Raw genomic sequence first — 17,299 nt, forward strand, 5'->3', positions numbered from 1 at the left:
TACTATCGCTCAAGCGATGGAAGAGTAGGTCGTCGCCAGGCATTGAAGCCCGTGCGACATGCATCACACGATATCAAAACCCATTCACAATCTCACCTACCCACGTCCCTAACCGGACCGTCGCGGGGTGGAGCAGCCCGGTAGCTCGTCAGGCTCATAACCTGAAGGTCACAGGTTCAAATCCTGTCCCCGCAACCAAATTACCTAAGCTCATATACCGCACCCCGAAAGCGTCCGCTTCCGGGGGCTTTCTGCGTTCGCGGGCCAATGCACTGGTGAACCTCACCCCGAGGGGGCACGTGAGCGTGTCAGCCGTTGGCGTCGTCGATGAGCCCGTGGATGCGCCCGAACGTCTGCGCGTAACGGGTGTCATCTTCGAGAGCACCGATCACCCGCTCGACCCTATGGCGCCAACAGCATGCCGATTAGGTGTTCAGCCGCGATCCTATGCCCGAGCGTGGTGCTTACGGCTCCGACCGAGGGCGCGATCGGCGCTGGGGGCACCGGGCACCGACAACGCCCGGTCGCTGGACCTCGTCATCGTGGGACGGCTTTCGTCGTGGGGGCCATCCCACACGGCTCGACAATCACACGCGGGATGTCGGGCGTGCCGGCAGCGGCGGTGGTCTAAGACGCGTGTCCGCTGCTTCGGACGTCGTGCTGGAATGCGGGGCGATCGATGCCCGTCCCCGACATCGCGGGGGGCGTATGGCCACACGGGCCGAGATTAGTCGTCGGTATCGGTCAATCGACTGCGCCCGGGCGCAGCGGCCGCCCCCGACGGGTGAGGGGACGACACGAGTGTGTTGCGAGGGGCAGGCCGGCCCATGGCCCGCCTGCCCCTGCGTCCTGGTTCAGAAGCGCATCGTCCCGCCGAAGGCGACGGTGCGGCCGCTGACGGTGTTGGTCATCACCCGCTTTGCGGTACCGTCGGCATATTGGACGATCGGCTCGTCGGTGATGTTGATCACGTCGAGTGTCAGCTTGAACCGGGGCGTCAGATTGACATAGGCCGAGGCGTCGAGGTTCGTGGTGCCCTTGATATATTCGCCGATATTGCCGTTGCCGCCATCGCCCCAGCGATAGCGCGAGCGCGTCGCGATCGAGCCACGCGCGCCCCAGCGATCGGTGTCGTAATAGAGCGTCGCGTTCGACGAGAATTTCGACAATGTCGGCAGCGGCAGGCGGACCGGCACGCCGGCATAGAAGACGTCGGTCGACCCGCTGGCGACCGTGACGTTGCCAAGTATGCCGAGCTTGTCGAACGGTGCGGGCAGGAAGTCGAAGTCGCGCTTCGCGGCGACCTCGATCCCCTTGATCGACGCGCCGGGGCCGTTGATCGGGCGCGTATAGTTTACCAGCACCGCAGGGTCGACGCCGACGGGCAGCAGCGCCGCCGGATAGCCGGTCGAGGCATAGGATACGAGCCGCGTTTCCGACGTGATGTACGAGTCCATGTGCTTGTAGAAAGCGCCGATCGCGAGCGATCCGCGCGTGCCGTCATAATATTCGAGCGAGGTTTCGATCGAATCGGCGATGAACGGCTTCAGATTGGGATTGCCGGCCGCGATCGTGCCGCCGAACGAGGCGAGGTTGAGCGTTCCGGCCGCGCGCATGTCGCTGAGCGCAGGGCGGCTCAGATTGCGATTGCCGCTCAGCCGGAAGACGATCGACCGGCTGAGGTCGAAGGCAAGGTTCGCCGCGGGCAGGAAACCGTCATAGCGGTTGGTCACGCTGACCGGGACGAGTGCGCTGCCGACCAGCGCGGTCCCCGCGGATCCCAGATCGGTCAGGTCATAGGCGGTGCCGGCGACGGTGCTGTTCGCGTCGACGGTCATACTCTGGCCGAGCAGCGCATAGGTGCCGGCGACATCGCCGATCACATAGGGGGCGAGCGTGCTGTCGGTCAGGACGCTGGTCGGGACGTCGGGCACGCCCGGCTTGTTCTCGTAGCTGGGCGCGACCTTGCGCTGCCAGCCGCCATTGGTGAAGCGCTTGAACCCCGCGCCCGCCTTGATCGTCGACCCCGTGGCGACGGTCCAGGCAAGCTCTGCCTTGCTGTTGTAGAATTCGCTCTCGATCCGGTCGGCGCGGGTCTCAAGGCCCTGCAGGTCCCATTGCGACGCGTCGGTGGTGTCGAAGCCATAGTCGGTCCGCGGCGAGGCGGTGTTCAGCCCGGAAAAGGAATAGCTCTTGCCGACCGCCTCGAGATAGACCTGCGCATAGCGCGACGCGAAGGTCGATCGCGACCAGCCGCCCAGGACGTTGAGGGTCAGGTTGCTGCTGAGATCGGTATGCGCGTTGAGCGCGGCCTGCCAGAAGGTCGTCTGGTCATGCGTCACCTTGGATTCGGTGCGCATGTCGACGCGGTCGAACGACGCGCCGACGATGTCGTTGAAATCGTCGAAGGTGACGCCGGTCAGCAGCTGCGTGCCCGTGACGTTGTTCGCGGCGACGCCGTTGGTCCCCGCGGCGCCGATCACGCCCGAGCGCCGGTCGTTGTTCAGCCGGCCATAAAGGAGGTCGAGCGAGACGTCGGTGCGGTCGTCGGGATGATATTGCAGTGCGGTGGTGACGCCGAGCCGTTCGCGCTTGTTGAAGAAGGTGGCGTAAGTCTGCGCACGGCTGTTCCAGACGCGCGCGGCGCCGGTCGCGCCGACCAGGAGCGCGCGGTCCGCCGCGGAGACGGCGGGCCCGACATTGGCCGCGCCGAAATTGATCTGCGACCAGTTCCAGTTGCGATAGCCGAATTCGACGGTCTCGGCGGTGCTGTACGCGACCGAGGCGAGGACACCGAAATCCCCCCAGCGATCGGATATCAGCCCGACGAGGCGCGGTGTGACCGTCTTGGTATATTGGTTCGCCTGGCCGCGGGCAGAGGCGACGACGGTGAGCCCGTCATAGTCGAACGGCTTGGCGGTGTGCAGCCCGACGGTGCCGCCGATGCCGCCCTCGTCCTGCTGCGCCGCATAGGATTTCTCGACGATCACCTTGTTGAACAGCTCGGATGCGAAGATGCTGTAGTCGAACGCGCGCGACCGGCTGACCGAGGAGCGGCTGTCCAGCCCCGACGAGGTATTGGTGAGCACCTCCATGCCGTTCAGCTGCGTGCGGGTGAAATCCGCGCCCAGGCCGCGTAGCGAGATCTGGCGACCCTCACCGCTGTCGCGGGTGATTGCGACGCCGGGGATGCGCTGAAGCGCCTCGGCGAGGTTCTGGTCGGGAAACGCGGCGATGTCCTGCGCCAGGATCACCTCCTGCGACCCGGTTGCGGCCTTCTTGATCTGCTGCGCCTTGGCGACGCTCTGACGGTAGCCCCGGACGACGATGTCGGCACCGTCATCGGCGAGGGGGTCAGGCTGCGTGGCCTGCGCGATTCCCTGGGCTTCGGTCCCGCCGGGCGCCGCGGCAGGAGCGTATGCCGTCGTCACCGGCCCCATGTGCCGCGCGACGGTGACCGTGCCGCCGACGATCCTGCCGTCGACCGCGCTGCCCGCGGTGATCCGCGCGAGCGCCTGTTCCGCGGTCATCCGCCCGCGCAGGCGCTGGCTGCGTGCACCCTGCAGCAGTGACGGCGACGTCGCGAGCTGCAGCCCGGTCAGCCGTGAAAAGGCGAGGAGCGCGTCGGCGAGACCCTGTGCGGGAACGTCGAAGCTGAACTGGCGTGGTGCCGGTGGTGCGGTCTGCGCGATCGCAGGCGCGCAGACAAAGCCGGACAGTGCGACGGACGCGAGCAGACGCCGCGCCAGACGAATTCTATGAAACATGATTTCCCCCCGAGATGGTTCGAGGGCAAGACGGGCAGGCGCCCGGAAACCCGACAAAGTATTTGGTTTCAGTTATATGACAGCGAAGTCTGATGCAGGTCGGTGTTTATACTGACGGTGGCGCTGCGCAATTTGGGGGATCGGGCGGCGTCCGCGCGAACTCCTTGTCGCACCCTCTCCGAAATTGTCACAAACGCGGCCTAGGTCGCCGGGATCAACAACCCGGACGAGCCATGCCAGCGACGCTTCCCCAGATCGACACCCGCGCGGGCGAGCCCGCGGTCGAGGACTGGCGCGCGATCGCGGCGACGCTGAGCCGCTATGTCCGTGCGCGCACCAGCCGGGTCGATGTCGTCGAGGACGTCGTGCAGGAGACGCTGTCGCGACTGGTGCACCAGGGGCGCGTGCAGAAGCTGGTCAGCATCTATGCGCTCGGCTTTCGGATCGCCGCGAATCTGTTGGTCGACCATCACCGCAGGGACCGCCGCTATGTCGCCGAACGCGCCGAGGAGCCCGTCAGCCAGGCGCCCCTGCCCGATCGGGTGCTGGTCGGCCGCGAGGCGGTCGCGATCCTCCGGGACGCGCTCGACGCCATGCCGCCGCTGCGCCGCGACGTGCTTGTCCGCCGCCGTTTGCAGGGGCAAAGCTGCGCGGCGATAGCGAGGGATCTGGGGTTGAGCCCGAAGGCAGTCGAGAAGCACATCACCCGCGGCCTGGCAGACCTCCACAAGGCGATGCCGGGAGAGGCGATCGCGTGCGGACGCGGGCGATGAGCCGCGAGAGCCAGATCGCCGAGGACGCCGCCGCGTGGATCGACCGGCTCAACCAGCCGGCGTTCGATGCCGCGGCGGGGCCGGACTTCGACGCGTGGATGGCAGCGTCGCCGCGGCACCGCGCGGTGTTCGCCGAGATGCAGGCGCTCTGGCAATCGGAGGCGCTGGTCGAGGCGCTCGGGACCGCGGCGTGCGTCCCTGCGGCCGCGATCCCGCCGGCCCCGCGGGTCGATCGCGCGCGTCGCGGTCGGGGATCGGCGCCGCGGCTGGCCGCTGCTGCCTGCGCGATACTGGTTGCGATTCTCCTGCTCGTGCCGATGCTGGCGACGACGCGCTATCGCACCGGCCCTGGGGAGAGCCGTACCGTCGTGCTTGCGGACGGGTCGCGCGTCGACCTGAGCGGCGACACCGAGCTGCATGTGCGGATTCTGCCCTGGCACCGCGGTGCCGAGCTCGTCCGCGGCGAGGCCTATTTCGATATCCGCCACGAACGCAGCCGGATGTTCCGGGTCGCGAGCGGCACCACGTCCGTCCGCGTGCTGGGCACCGCGTTCAACGTCGATCGCCAGTCGCCGACGCGCACCGCCGTGGTCGTCTACCGCGGTGCGGTCGAGGTCGGCGTCGCCGGGGAAGCGGATCTGGTGCTGCACAAGGGCGACGGCGCACGCGTCGTCGACGGGCAGGTCACGGCGCAACCCCGCATCGCGGCGAGCGCGCCCGAGTGGAAGTCGGGGTGGTTCGAGGCATCCGACGTTCCGCTCGCGGTGCTGATCGGCAAGGTTCAGCGTTACTCGGCGCGGCCGATCCTGTTGGAGGATCGCGGCCTGCAGGTGCTTCCGATCAGCGGCCGCTTTCACATTTCCGATACCGACCGCGCATTGCAGGCGGTGGAGGCGGCCTATCAGGTCGATGTCGCTTACGGGAAAGACGCGATCGCCATCCGCCCGGCGGGCGGGCCCGGAAATCCGTAGGATCGCCACCGCCCGTTCTTTTGTCTGTCGGGTTTTGCCCGTCTGCTCCGTCTTTCCGGCATAGCAGGTCGCGCTGCGACGCCGGTCGGGCGCTGCAGGCGCGCGCTGCCGCAGGGAGTGTCCTTATGGCTCAGTTCGATCGCCGCAATCTGGTCAAGGCCGGCCTTTCGCTCGCAATGCTGGGCGGGGCGGGGGCGCCGCGGCTGCTGGCGAAGGCGACGTTCACGCGCGATCCGTTCACGCTCGGTGTCGCCTCCGGAGACCCCTGGCCCGACGGGTTCGTGATCTGGACCCGGCTGGCGCCCGAGCCGCAGACCCCGGACGGCGGCATGCCGCCGCATGATGTTCCGCTCCGCTGGGACATCGCCGAGGACCCCGGTTTCCGCAAGATCGTCCGGACGGGATCGGCGGTCGCCGACGCGGCGCTCGCGCATTCGGTCCATGTCGAGGTCGACGGGCTGCGATCGCATCGGCCCTATTGGTATCGCTTCCTAGTCCAGGGCGCCGGAGCGAGCCCGGTGGGGACGGCGCGCACCGCGCCCGCGGCGGGCGTGTCGCTCGACCGGTTGCGGCTGGCGATGCTGGGGTGCCAGGATTTCGAGACGGGCTTCTTCACTGCCTATGCGCATGTCGCGCGCGAGCCCGACCTCGACGCGGTCTTCCATTATGGCGACTATATCTACGAGATGGCGACCCGGACCGAGCCCAGTCCGCGCAAGCACCTCGGCACCGAGACCTATACGCTCGACCAGTATCGCCGCCGCTATGCGCAGTACAAGGCGGATCCCGACCTGCAGGCGGCGCACGCGGCGGTCGCGTTCATCATGTCGTTCGACGATCACGAAATCGACGACAATTGGGCGGGCGCATTCGACAAGGACGGCAACCCGCCGCCGGTGTTCGCCGCGCGCAAGGCCGCGGCGTTGCAGGCCTGGTACGAGCACGTCCCCGTCCGTCGCGCGCAGCGGCCCGGGACCGGGCGCGCCTATCGCCGGTTCGATTACGGCACGCTGGCGCGGATGCACGTGCTGGACACGCGCTCGGCCCGCAGCGACCAGCTCTGCGAGCGGCCCGGGATCGCGCGGGGCGAACTCGACGCCTGCGTGCCCGTCGACCAGCCGGGGCGCACGATGCTGGGGGCGGCGCAGGAGCGCTGGCTCGACGACGGGCTCGCCAATGACGCCCGGTGGAACTTCATCGCGCAACAGGTGCTGTTCATGCCCTATGACGCGCGCAAGGACGGCGCGACTACGCCGGTGGTCGGCAAGGACAATTGGAACGGCTATCCGCTGGCGCGGCAGCGGCTCGTCGACGGCATCGCGCGGCGCGGGCTGACCAATGTCGTGATCGGCAGCGGCGACCTGCACCAGAATGTCGTCGGCTCGGTCCCGCGCGACGCGAACGACCCGGGCGGTCCCGCGATCGCGACCGAGTTTCTCGCGACCTCGATCTCGTCGGGCGGCACCGGCGGTGCGCGCTATGCAGGCGAAACCCGTGCGCTCGACCATAATCCGAACGTCAGCCTGCTCAACAACCAGCGCGGCTATCAGCTGTTCACCGTGACGCCGGACCGCTGGCTTGCCGAGGTGAAGGTGATGGATCAGGTCGATCGGCCGGGCGGGTCGATCTCCACCTTCGCCAAGTTCGTGGTGGATCCAAAACAGCCCGGGCCACAGCCGGCCTGACGCGGCTGCGCGACCCCGTGCCGACGCTCAGGGGTTCTCGATCGAGGCCTGCGTGTCCGTATGCGGCGCCTCGAACGTCGCCCATTCGCCTTCGCCATCCGGGTCGGGCCGGGGCGGTGGCCCCGCAATGCCGTCGTGATCGGGGCGGTCGCCGGTACGCGCACGGTGGAGATGGACCTTGGCGATCATGTTCGCTGAAATCGGTGCGGTGATGAACAGGAACAGCGAGATCAGCAGCTCGTGCGCGGTCCAGACGCCGAGCCGGACCTGGAAGAACACGACCGACGCCAGCAACAGCCCGCCGAGCCCCAGCGTCGTCGCCTTGGTCGGGCCGTGCAGCCGCTCCATCGTCGAGGGGAGGCGGACCAGCCCCCAGCTGCCGATCAGCACGAATGCCGCGCCGAGCAGGATCAGCCCGGCGATGACGATCTCGACGATGCCGCTCATTCGACGATGTCCCCGCGCAGGAGGAACTTGCAATAGGCGATGGTGCTGACGAACCCGACCATCGCGAGCAGCAGCGCGGCCTCGAAATAGGTATCGTTGCCGCCCATCATGCCGATCACGACGATCACCGCGATGACGTTGATCACCATCGTGTCGAGCGCGAGGATCCGGTCGGCGAGCGCGGGCCCGCGGTACAGCCGCCAGCCGTTGAGCAGCAGCGCGAGCGCGATGGCGATGGCGGCGATCTGCAAGGCTATGGCGATCATGCGAAGATCCTTAGCAGCGGCGCCTCGTAGCGGGTCTTGATCCGTGCGATCTCGGCGTCCGCGTCCGCGACGTCGAGCGCGTGGACCAGCAGGAAGCGCCCGTCGGCGGACACGTCGGACGAGACCGTCCCCGGCGTCAGGCTGATCGTCGCGGCGAGCACCGTGATCGCCTCGGGCGACGACAGCGCGACGGGCACGACCAGCCAGCGCGAGCGGAGATCGCGGTTGCGCCGGAACAGGATCAGCCGCGCGACCTCGAAATTGGCGACGACGATGTCGTAGAGGACGAGGCCGACATAGCCGAGCAGCGCGCCGCGGAAGCGGACGCGCGGGCGATCGGGCCAGAAGGGCTCGGTGAACTTGGGCAGGACGATCCCGAAGACCAGGCCGAGCAGGATCCCGCCGACCGTGATGCTGTTCGCCATCAGCAGCCAGACGACGACGAGCATCGCGGTCAGCGCGGGGTGGGGGAGGAGGCGCTTGATCATCGCGTCGCCTCCGTCAGCACCGCCGCGGCATAGCGATCGGGGGCATAGATCTGCGCGGCGGTCGCCTCGGCCTGCGCGGTCGCCCAGCCGGCACCGAGCGTCAGCAGCGCGAGCAGCGCGAGCAGCGTCGCTGGCGCAATCAGTTCGGCGCGCGACCGGTCCGCGCCGGCGATCGGGTCGGCATCGTCGGCCGCCTTCCAGAACAGCGTGCTGCCGCTGCGGGCAAAGCCGACGACGCCGATCAGCGTGGTGCCCAGCACCGTCGCCCAGATCAGCGCCCATGGCTCGGCCGTGACACTGGTCTGGAGGATGAACAGCTTGGCGACGAACCCCGACAGCGGCGGCAGGCCGACCGCGGCGATCGTCGCGGCGAGGAACAGCAGCCCGGTCGCCTGCTGGCCCGCAAAGCGCGGGCTGGGGACGATCGCGTCGCCATATTGGCCGCGGCGGCGCAGCGTTACGTCGGCGACGAGGAACAGCGCCGCGCCCGCCAGCGTCGCGTGGACGAGATAGAACAACGCGGCGGCGGTCGTCGCCTGCGTCCAGCACGATACCGCGAGCAGCAGCGTCCCGGTCGAGCCGAGGATCGCGAACGCCGCCTGTTCGCGCATCGCGCGCGCCGCCAGCACGCCGACGAAGCCGATGATCGCGGTCAGCACGGCGGCGGGCAGCAGCCAGGGCGCTGGCACCCAGGCGGCGGCGCCTGCGGCATCGCCGAAGATCAGCGGCACGACCCGGATCATCGCATAGACGCCGACCTTGGTCATGATCGCGAACAGCGCGGCGACGACCGGCGCGGTCGCGGCATAGGTGCGCGGCAGCCACAGATGCAGCGGCACGACCGCCGCCTTCAGCGCGAACACCGCGAGCAGCAACAGCCCGGCGAGCCGGATCAGCCCCTGGTCGGCCGCGCCCAGTGCGGCGATGCGCTGGCCGAGATCGGCCATGTTGAGCGTGCCCGTCAGCCCGTAGAGCAGCCCCAGCGCGATCAGGAACAGCGCCGAGCCGACGATGTTGACGACGACATAGGCGACCCCCGCCTTCAGCCGCGCCGCGCCCTGACCGTGGAGCATGAGCCCGTAGGAGGCGATCAGCAGCACCTCGAAGAACACGAACAGGTTGAACAGGTCCCCGGTGAGGAACGCGCCGTTCAGCCCGAGCAGCTGGAACTGGAACAGGGGATGGAAATGCCAGCCCTTGCGGTCGACCGCGGTGACGACCGCGTGGAGCATCACCACCAGCGCCAGCACCGCCGCGAGCACCAGCATCCCGGCGGACAGCCGGTCGAGCACCAGCACGATCCCGAACGGAGCCGGCCAGCCGCCAAGCGGATAGGCGCGGATCGCGTCGTCCTGCGCGATGCCGAACAGCGCGAGCGCGACGACCAGCATCGCGACGCAGCCGGCGAGCGACAGCGCGACGCCGACATGGCGCCGCCGCCGCATCACCATCAACGTCAGCGGCGCGATGATCGCGGGGATCACGACCGGCGCGATCACGAGATGGTCGAGCAGCGTCATGCGCGATCCTGCCCCGGGCCGGGGACGGCGTCGGCGATGCCGTCGACCTGATCCGATCCGCTTTCGAGGAAACTGCGCAGCGACAGGATGACGACCAGCGCGGTCATCCCGAAGGTGATCACGATCGCGGTCAGCACCAGCGCCTGGGGCAGCGGATCGGCATAGTCGGTCACGCCCTTGGCGAACAGCGGCGGGCGGTCGACGACGAGCCGGCCGATCGCGAACAGGAACAGGTTCACCGCGTAGGACAGCAAGGTCAGCCCGAGCACGACCTGAAAGGTGCGGCCGCGCAGCGCGAGATAGACGCCGCCTGCGGTCAGCACCGCGATTCCGCTGGCGATCAGGAATTCCAGGCTCATGCCGATGTCTCCTCGTCGGCCTGATCGCGGTTGCGCGCCGCGCGCTGCGCGACGTGGCTGAGCTGGGCGAGCGCCATCATCACCGCGCCGACGACGACGCAAGCGACGCCCGTATCGAAGAACATCGCGGTCGCCAGCTCGACCTCGCCGACCAGCGGAATGTGGAAATAGCCGAAGCTGCTCGTCAGGAACCGCGCGCCGAAGACGAGCGAGCCGAGCCCCGTCGCGGTCGCGATCAGCACGCCGACCGCGATCAGCGGATGTTCGCCGATCCGGCGGCGGTCGTCGGTCCAGTCGAAGCCCGAGGCGAGATATTGCAGCAGGATCGCGATCGAAACGACCAGCGCGGCGATGAACCCGCCGCCGGGCTGGTTATGCCCTCGCAGGAAGATGTAGAGGCCGACCAGCAGCGCGAGCGGCAGCAGCAGCCGCGTCGCCATCACGAACATCATCGGGTGGCGCTCGGGCGAATGCGGCATGTCGTGCCGCCATTCGCGTAACCGCCGCCCCGCCGTGCCGCGCGCCGCGGGCTCGAGCAACGCATAGATGGCCAGCCCCGCGATCCCGAGCACGATGATCTCGCCCAAGGTGTCGAACGCGCGGAAATCGACCAGGGTCACGTTGACGACATTGGTCCCGCCGCCGCCCGGATAGCTGTTCGCCCAGTGGAAGGACGAGACCGTGTCGCGCAGGTCGCGCGTCATCACCGCCCAAGCCGCCCAGCCGGTGCCGATCCCGGCGACCGCCGCCAGCAGCGCATCGCGGCTGCGGCGCGGCAGGCTGGAGAGTTGCGGCGGAACCTTGGGCAGCAGGTGCAGCGCGAGCAGCATCAGCAGGATCGTCACGACCTCGACCGCGATCTGGGTCAGCGCCAGGTCGGGGGCGGAAAGATGGACGAAGGCGAGCGCGATGACGAGGCCGATGACGCTGATGAAGACCAGCGCGAGGAAGCGCTGGCGTTGCATCGCCACGACGATGCCGGTCGCGACGACCAGCGCGAACCAGGCGACGACCGCGACCGGCGACGCGGGCAGCGTCGCGCGCGTCCCCGCGGGCAGCCCGCCGGGCGTCAGCGCGGCGTCGATCCCGAACAGCACCGCCACCGCGAACAGCATGAACAGATAGCGTTGCAGCGACGGCGCGTGGATCGCGAGCGAGGCGTCGCGGCTGCGCGCGACGATCGCCGCCATCGCGCCATCGAACAGCCGCTTGGCATCGAGCGCCGGCCGGCCGTCCAGCCAGCGCGCGACCGGCGCGCGGCGCCACAGCAGCAGCGCACCGATCACGACCGCGAGCGCACTCATCCCCAGGGCGGGGTTGATCCCGTGCCACAGCGCCAGATCGAGCGCGGGCGGGCTCCCGCCGATCACCGCCCCCGTCGCGGCGCGCACCAGCGGCCCGGCGATCGTCATCGGCAACAGTCCGAAACCGAGCGCGACGAGCACAAGCACGATCGACGGTCCGATCATCGCCATGCCGGGATCATGCGGGGCGGCGACATCCCCCGTCGCGCGACGCCCGAAAAACTGTGCGGTGGCGTAGCGCAGCGAATAGGCGACCGACAGCGTCGCCGCGATCGTCGCGAGCAGCGGCACGAGCCAGGACCGGCCGTCCTGCGCGGCATGCAGGCTCTGTTCGAGCATCATCTCCTTGGAGATGAACCCGCCGAGCGGTGGCAGACCCGCCATCGCCGCGACCGCCAGCGTACCGAGCGTCGCGGTCAGCGGCATCAGTGCGGCGAGCCCGCCAAGGCGACGGATGTCGCGCGTCCCCGTCTCGTGATCGACGATGCCCGCATTCATGAACAGCGCCGCCTTGAACGCGGCGTGGTTGAGGATGTGGAACACCGCTGCCGTGGCGGCGGCGGGCGTGCCGAAGCCGAGCAGCATCACCATCAGCCCGAGCTGGCTGATCGTCGAATAGGCGAGGATTGTTTTCAGATCATTGCGAAACAGCGCGACGCCCGCGCCGAAGAGCATCGTCACGAGCCCGGTCGAGGCGACCAGATAAAACCACAAGTCGCTGCCCGCGAGCACCGGCCACAGGCGGGCGAGCAGGAAGACGCCCGCCTTCACCATCGTCGCGGAATGGAGATAGGCGCTGACCGGCGTGGGTGCTGCCATCGCGTGCGGCAGCCAGAAATGGAACGGGAACTGCGCCGACTTGGTGAACGCGCCGAGCAGGACGAGCGTCAGGATCGCAGGATAGAGCGGCGACGCCTGGACGACGGCGCCGCGCGTCAGGATCGTTGCGAGCTCATAGGATCCCGCCGCCTGGCCGAGCAACAGCATCCCCGCGATCAGCGCGAGCCCGCCGCCGCCCGTAACCGCGAGCGCCATCCGCGCGCCCTGCCGCGCGTCCGCGCGGTCGCGCCAGAAGCCGATCAGCAGGAACGACGACAGGCTGGTCAGTTCCCAGAATATCAGCATCAGCAGGATGTTGTTCGACAGCGCGATGCCGATCATCGCGCCCTGGAACAGCATCAGGAACGACAGGAACCGCCCGGTCGGCTCAGCCTTGGCGAGATAGCCCTGCGCATATATCACGACGAGCAGGCCGATGCCGAGGATCAGTCCGGCGAACAGCAGCCCGAGCGGATCGAGCCACAGGCTGAGATCGAGCCCGAGCGCCGGGATCCACGCGATCCGCGCGGTCAGCGGGGTTCCCGCGAGGACCGCGGGCGCGGCCAGAAGCAGCAGCGCGAGCCCCGCCGCGCTCGCACCGGCGGCGATCCCGACATGCATGCGACGGCCGCCACGTGCGCCGAGCGCCAGCATCAGCGCCGCCGCGAACGGCAGCACCATCAGGAGCATCAGGGGCATGGCAGATCGTTTCCCGGCGACGTCACGAGACTTGCCATCGCACGATATGGCTTCCGGGTCGACCGGACTACGCCCAGCGGCCCTGACGATATCCCGGGGGCATCGACCCGCGATGCGCGTTGGTGCCGCATCGGGACTCACGCAGACCCGGAATAGCGGAGCGACCATGCGCACGATCGACTTCAGTTCCTGGCAGACCACGTTGCTGACGCTGTTCGGGCTCGCGCTGGTGACCGCGATCGGCGTCGGCATCCGCCTCGTCACGATGATGACGATCCAACAGCGCCGCGAGCGGATCAACCGGCAGATCAACGAACGGCTGCGTACGCTGATCGCGGCCTACAAGACCTTGGGCGGCTCGTTCACGGGCACGCTGACGGTCGACCCCGCGCATCGCCGCGACCTGCGTCGCCGGGGCGAGGCGGTTCCTGCCGAGGCGGCGGATGTCGCGATCGACACGGGATCGGACCGCGGCCGGCGGATCCGCGACGCGGTCGAGGCGGCGCTGTCGGACATCATCCTGCTCGGCACCGACGAGCAGGTCCGGCTGGCTGTACGGGCCGCGGGCGAACTCGCGGCGGGCCGCCCGGTCCCGACGCACGCGCTGGTCGTGTCATTGCGCGATTTCGTGCGCGCCGCACTCGATCTGGCGCCCGTCCCGACCGACCTCGTCCTGCCCGCGCAGGGCCCGACGCGGCCGGCCGCGGGCGGCGGACGCGGCAAGGGCGAGCGCGACGGCGCCTCTGCCGCCCGGGGATCGGGCGGGGGCGGTGGTGGACAGGGCGGCGGCGGCGGTGGTGGCGACACGGTTGCAGCGGGGGAGGACGCTCCGGCTCCCGGTACCCGCGCGTAACGCCGTTACGGCGCGACCTTTGCCCCATAAGCGCGCGTGAACAGATCGAGCGCGCGCGCCGCCTGCTGGCGCGCTTCCTCGGGACCGGGCATGCCGACGACCCCCCAGAGCCGCAGATTCTGTTGCGTCTGGGCGAGCAGCAGCAGGTGCATCGCCGCCTGCACCGGATCATCGGCGCGCAGGTCGCCGGCGTCCATCCGGCCGCGTAGATAGAGTGAAAGCTGCTCGATCACGATCTGCGGGCCGCGGGCATAGAAGATGCGGCCGATCTCGGGAAACCGCCCGCCTTCGCCGACGATCAGCCGGTGCAGCCGGATGTTGTCGGGATGCAGCAGCTTGCCCTGGAAGCGTTCGAGGAAATCGAGCAGCGTCGTCGCACAATCGCGCCCCGGGCGCAGCGCATCCTCGAGGCTCTGGCGGAAGTTCGACGTGACATCGTCGAGCACCGCGCTGAACAGATCCTCTTTCGACGGGAAATAAGCCCAGAGCGTCCCCTTCGACCCGCCGAGCTGCACGGCGATCGTCGACATCGAGGTGGCGGCATAGCCATGGTCGAGAAACGCCTCGCGCGCGGTCGCCACGATCGTCTCGCGACGGGCTTCGCGGTTCAAATCGCGGCGGGATTTCGGCTCGGACATAGCCGTACTATACGGTACGATTATTTATTGACAAGTCCACTACCCGGGACCATCTGCCGAGCGTACGCAGGAGTACGATGATTCAATGCGACTGATTCGATTCGCCGGCTGCACCGCAATCGCAGCCGGGCTTGCCGGCTGCGCGGTGCCCGATCTGGGGCCGCCGCCCGTCCTGGCATCCGCGGACACCTATGCATCGCGCAACAGCCTCGCGTCGAACGGCCCGGCGTCGAATGCGGCGTGGCCGGCGACGCAGTGGTGGCGGGGTTACGGCGATGCGCAGCTCAACACGCTGATCACCGAAGCACTGGCGGGATCGCCCGACATCGCGATCGCGGCCGCGCGCGTGCGGACCGCGCGCGGTGCGGTGCAGCAGGCGGGCGCCGCCAACCAGCCGCAGCTCGACGCCGAGGGCACGGTCGGGCTCAACAAGCAGAGCTACAATAACGGCATCCCCGCGGAGTTCATTCCGAAGGGTTGGAACGACACGGGCCGGCTGGCACTCGACGCAGGTCTCGATCTCGACCTGTTCGGGCGCAACCGCGCGGCGCTGGTCGCGGCGACGTCGGAGGCCGAGGCGGCGCGGCTCGACGGCGAGCAGGCGGCGCTGACGCTCGCGACCGATATCGCCGCGCGCTATGCCGATCTCGCGCGGCTCTATGCCGAACAGGACGTGCTGCAGCGAGCCAATGCGGTGCGCAGCGCGAGCGAGCGGCTGGTGAACGAGCGTGTCGCGATCGGGCTCGATACGCAGGCCGAGCTCAAACAGGCGCGCTCCGCGGTGCCGGCGTCGCGGGTCGACTTGGCCAGCAACGCCGAACAGATCGCGCTCGCCAAGAACGCGATCGCCGCGCTGCTCGGCGCCGGGCCCGATCGCGCGCTGACGATCACCCGGCCGGCGGTGCCCGTGCTCACCACCGAACTCCCCGCCGACGCGGCGATCGGGCTGATCGGCCGGCGTCCCGACGTCGCCGCCGCGCGCGCGCGCGCCGAAGCGGCGGCGAGCCGGATCAAGGTCGCGCGCGCCGATTTCTACCCCAATCTCAGCCTGTCGGGGCTGATCGGGCTGCAATCGCTCGGTCTCGACAACCTGTTCAAGGGCGGATCGAGCATCGGCAATGTCGGCCCGGCGATCAGCCTGCCGATCTTTCGCGGCGGCGCGCTGCAGGGCCAGTATCGGCAGGCGCGCGGCCAGTATGACGAAGCGGTCGGCAGCTATGACCGCATCGTGATCAACGCGCTGCGCGAGGTCGCCGATGTCGTGACCAGCCGGCGCCAGGTCGCAGCGCAGATGCGCGATGCGCGCGCGTCGCTGGTCGATGCCGAAGGCGCGTATCAGGTCGCGCAGCTGCGCTATCGCGGCGGCCTGTCGACCTTTCTCAACGTGCTGAGCGCCGAGGAAGCGGTGCTGACCGCGCGGCGTTCGGTCGCGGCGATCGATTCGCGCCGGTTCGCGCTCGACGTGCAGTTGGTGCGCGCGCTCGGCGGCGGCTTCCAACCCCTTATCCAGACCAGCGGGACACGATGATGGACACCCCATCCCACGACAGCGACCAGACTCCCGCCGAGGAGCCCAAGGCCGATCCCAAGGACAGCCCCAAGGTCGACACCGCAAACCCGGGCAAGCGCAAGCGGCTGCTGCTGATCTTCGCAGCCGTGCTGGTCGTGATCGCCGTCCTGTATTTCATCTATGACTCACTCGTCTTGTCGAAGCGCGTGACGACCGACAATGCCTATGTTGCGGCGGAAACCGCGCAGGTCATGCCGCTGGTCAGCGGGCAGGTGATCGCGGTCACGGTGAGCAACACGCAGACCGTCAAGCGCGGGCAGGTGCTGATGCGGCTCGACGATGCCGACCTGCAGATCGCGGTCGCGCAGGCCGAGGCCGATCTGGCGGGCGCCGAGCGCCGCTATGGCCAGACCGCGGCGACGGGCGATGCGCTCCAGGCGCAGGCCAATGCGCGCGGTGCCGATATCGGTGCCGCCCGCGCACAGCTGCTGCTCGCCCAGGGCAATCTCGACCGCGCGCAGATCGATTATCAGCGTCGCCAGGCGCTGGTCGCGGCGGGCGCGGTATCGGGTGATGAGGTGACCGCAGCGACGAACGCGCTGCGCACCGCGCGCGCCAATGTCGCGATCGCGCAGGCGGGGATCGCGCAGGCGACCGCGACGCGCGCCTCCGCGCTCGAGGATCGCGCCGCCAACACCGCGCTGACCCGTGGCACCACGCGCGACAACGCCCCCGAGGTCCTCGCCGCGCGCGCCAAGCTGCGCCAGGCACGGCTCGACCTGTCGCGCGCGGTCGTGCGTGCGCCGATCGACGGCGTCATCTCGCAGCGCAACGTCCAGATCGGCCAGCGGCTCGCACCCGGCACCGCGGCGATGGTGATCGTTCCCGTCGACCAGCTCTATGTCGACGCGAACTACAAGGAGGGCCAGCTGCAGCATGTCCGCGTCGGCCAGCATGCGACGCTGATCTCCGACCTGCACGGCGATGACGTCGTCTATCACGGCCGCGTCGTCGGGCTCGCCGGCGGGACCGGCGCGTCGTCCGCGCTGATCCCCGCGCAGAATGCGACCGGCAACTGGATCAAGGTGGTCCAGCGTCTGCCGGTGCGTATCGCGCTCGATCCCAAGGAATTGCGCGATCATCCGTTGCGCGTCGGGCTGTCGATGGACGCCGAGATCGACATCTCGGGCGATCGCTAGG

General features: G+C 69.0%; 14 protein-coding genes and 1 tRNA gene. 7 read left to right on the forward strand and 8 right to left on the reverse strand.

What is annotated here, in order from left to right; translation table 11 throughout:
* Positions 1-121 precede the first annotated feature (121 nt).
* Positions 122-198 (forward strand) — tRNA-Met (locus tag C8J24_RS07415).
* A gap of 656 nt (positions 199-854) precedes the next feature.
* Here C8J24_RS07415 and C8J24_RS07420 read toward each other — a convergent pair.
* Positions 855-3,767 carry a TonB-dependent receptor gene (locus C8J24_RS07420; RefSeq protein WP_107931493.1) on the reverse strand — a complete coding sequence of 971 codons (2,913 nt, stop codon included), beginning with the start codon at positions 3,765-3,767 and terminating at the stop codon, positions 855-857.
* A 233-nt stretch (positions 3,768-4,000) separates the two neighbouring features.
* On the opposite strand from C8J24_RS07420, the gene C8J24_RS07425 reads away from it, so the two are divergent.
* The 3 genes from C8J24_RS07425 to C8J24_RS07435 all read left to right on the forward strand — a co-directional run bounded on the left by C8J24_RS07425 (position 4,001) and on the right by C8J24_RS07435 (position 7,196).
* The gene (locus C8J24_RS07425; RefSeq protein ID WP_051916211.1) at positions 4,001-4,540 is read left to right on the forward strand and encodes an RNA polymerase sigma factor; all 540 of its coding nucleotides are present in this window, start codon (positions 4,001-4,003) and stop codon (positions 4,538-4,540) included.
* A complete protein-coding gene (locus C8J24_RS07430; protein WP_146163651.1) occupies positions 4,537-5,511 on the forward strand; it encodes a FecR family protein in 975 nt (324 codons plus the stop codon). The genes C8J24_RS07425 and C8J24_RS07430 overlap by 4 nt, the downstream gene beginning before the upstream one ends.
* Positions 5,512-5,636: 125 nt before the next feature.
* Positions 5,637-7,196, forward strand: a complete 1,560-nt coding sequence (locus C8J24_RS07435) for an alkaline phosphatase D family protein (protein WP_107931496.1) — start codon at positions 5,637-5,639, stop codon at positions 7,194-7,196.
* A 27-nt stretch (positions 7,197-7,223) separates the two neighbouring features.
* Here the strand turns inward: C8J24_RS07435 and C8J24_RS07440 are convergent, their stop codons facing one another.
* Genes C8J24_RS07440 through C8J24_RS07465 form a run of 6 tightly spaced genes read right to left on the reverse strand, consistent with a single transcriptional unit; the run spans position 7,224 to position 13,098 of the window.
* A complete protein-coding gene (locus tag C8J24_RS07440) occupies positions 7,224-7,643 on the reverse strand; it encodes a Na+/H+ antiporter subunit G (RefSeq protein ID WP_107931497.1) in 420 nt (139 codons plus the stop codon).
* A complete protein-coding gene (locus tag C8J24_RS07445; RefSeq protein ID WP_037531531.1) occupies positions 7,640-7,909 on the reverse strand; it encodes a K+/H+ antiporter subunit F in 270 nt (89 codons plus the stop codon). Before C8J24_RS07445 ends, C8J24_RS07440 begins: the two co-directional genes overlap by 4 nt.
* On the reverse strand, positions 7,906-8,397 hold the full coding sequence (locus C8J24_RS07450; RefSeq protein WP_107931498.1) for a Na+/H+ antiporter subunit E: 492 nt from the start codon (positions 8,395-8,397) through the stop codon (positions 7,906-7,908). Before C8J24_RS07450 ends, C8J24_RS07445 begins: the two co-directional genes overlap by 4 nt.
* A complete protein-coding gene (locus C8J24_RS07455; RefSeq protein ID WP_107931499.1) occupies positions 8,394-9,917 on the reverse strand; it encodes a monovalent cation/H+ antiporter subunit D in 1,524 nt (507 codons plus the stop codon). The genes C8J24_RS07450 and C8J24_RS07455 overlap by 4 nt, the downstream gene beginning before the upstream one ends.
* Positions 9,914-10,276, reverse strand: coding sequence for a Na+/H+ antiporter subunit C (locus C8J24_RS07460; RefSeq protein WP_277352405.1), 363 nt, complete (start codon positions 10,274-10,276; stop codon positions 9,914-9,916). Before C8J24_RS07460 ends, C8J24_RS07455 begins: the two co-directional genes overlap by 4 nt.
* Complete coding sequence (locus tag C8J24_RS07465; RefSeq protein ID WP_107931500.1) at positions 10,273-13,098, reverse strand: monovalent cation/H+ antiporter subunit A; 2,826 nt, start codon at positions 13,096-13,098, stop codon at positions 10,273-10,275. Before C8J24_RS07465 ends, C8J24_RS07460 begins: the two co-directional genes overlap by 4 nt.
* Before the next feature lie 166 nt (positions 13,099-13,264).
* Here C8J24_RS07465 and C8J24_RS07470 point away from each other — a divergent pair, with 166 nt between their 5' ends.
* Positions 13,265-13,951, forward strand: a complete 687-nt coding sequence (locus tag C8J24_RS07470; RefSeq protein ID WP_107931501.1) for a hypothetical protein — start codon at positions 13,265-13,267, stop codon at positions 13,949-13,951.
* A 5-nt stretch (positions 13,952-13,956) separates the two neighbouring features.
* Here the strand turns inward: C8J24_RS07470 and C8J24_RS07475 are convergent, their stop codons facing one another.
* Complete coding sequence (locus tag C8J24_RS07475) at positions 13,957-14,589, reverse strand: TetR/AcrR family transcriptional regulator (RefSeq protein WP_107931502.1); 633 nt, start codon at positions 14,587-14,589, stop codon at positions 13,957-13,959.
* Between the two features lie 85 nt (positions 14,590-14,674).
* On the opposite strand from C8J24_RS07475, the gene C8J24_RS07480 reads away from it, so the two are divergent.
* Positions 14,675-16,117, forward strand: a complete 1,443-nt coding sequence (locus C8J24_RS07480; RefSeq protein WP_107931503.1) for an efflux transporter outer membrane subunit — start codon at positions 14,675-14,677, stop codon at positions 16,115-16,117.
* Positions 16,114-17,298: an HlyD family efflux transporter periplasmic adaptor subunit gene (locus tag C8J24_RS07485; RefSeq protein ID WP_107931504.1), complete on the forward strand. Its 1,185-nt coding sequence runs from the start codon at positions 16,114-16,116 to the stop codon at positions 17,296-17,298. The genes C8J24_RS07480 and C8J24_RS07485 overlap by 4 nt, the downstream gene beginning before the upstream one ends.
* Position 17,299: the final 1 nt, after the last annotated feature.

Origin of the sequence: Sphingomonas aerolata (genome assembly GCF_003046295.1) — a bacterium.
Lineage (GTDB): Bacteria > Pseudomonadota > Alphaproteobacteria > Sphingomonadales > Sphingomonadaceae > Sphingomonas > Sphingomonas aerolata.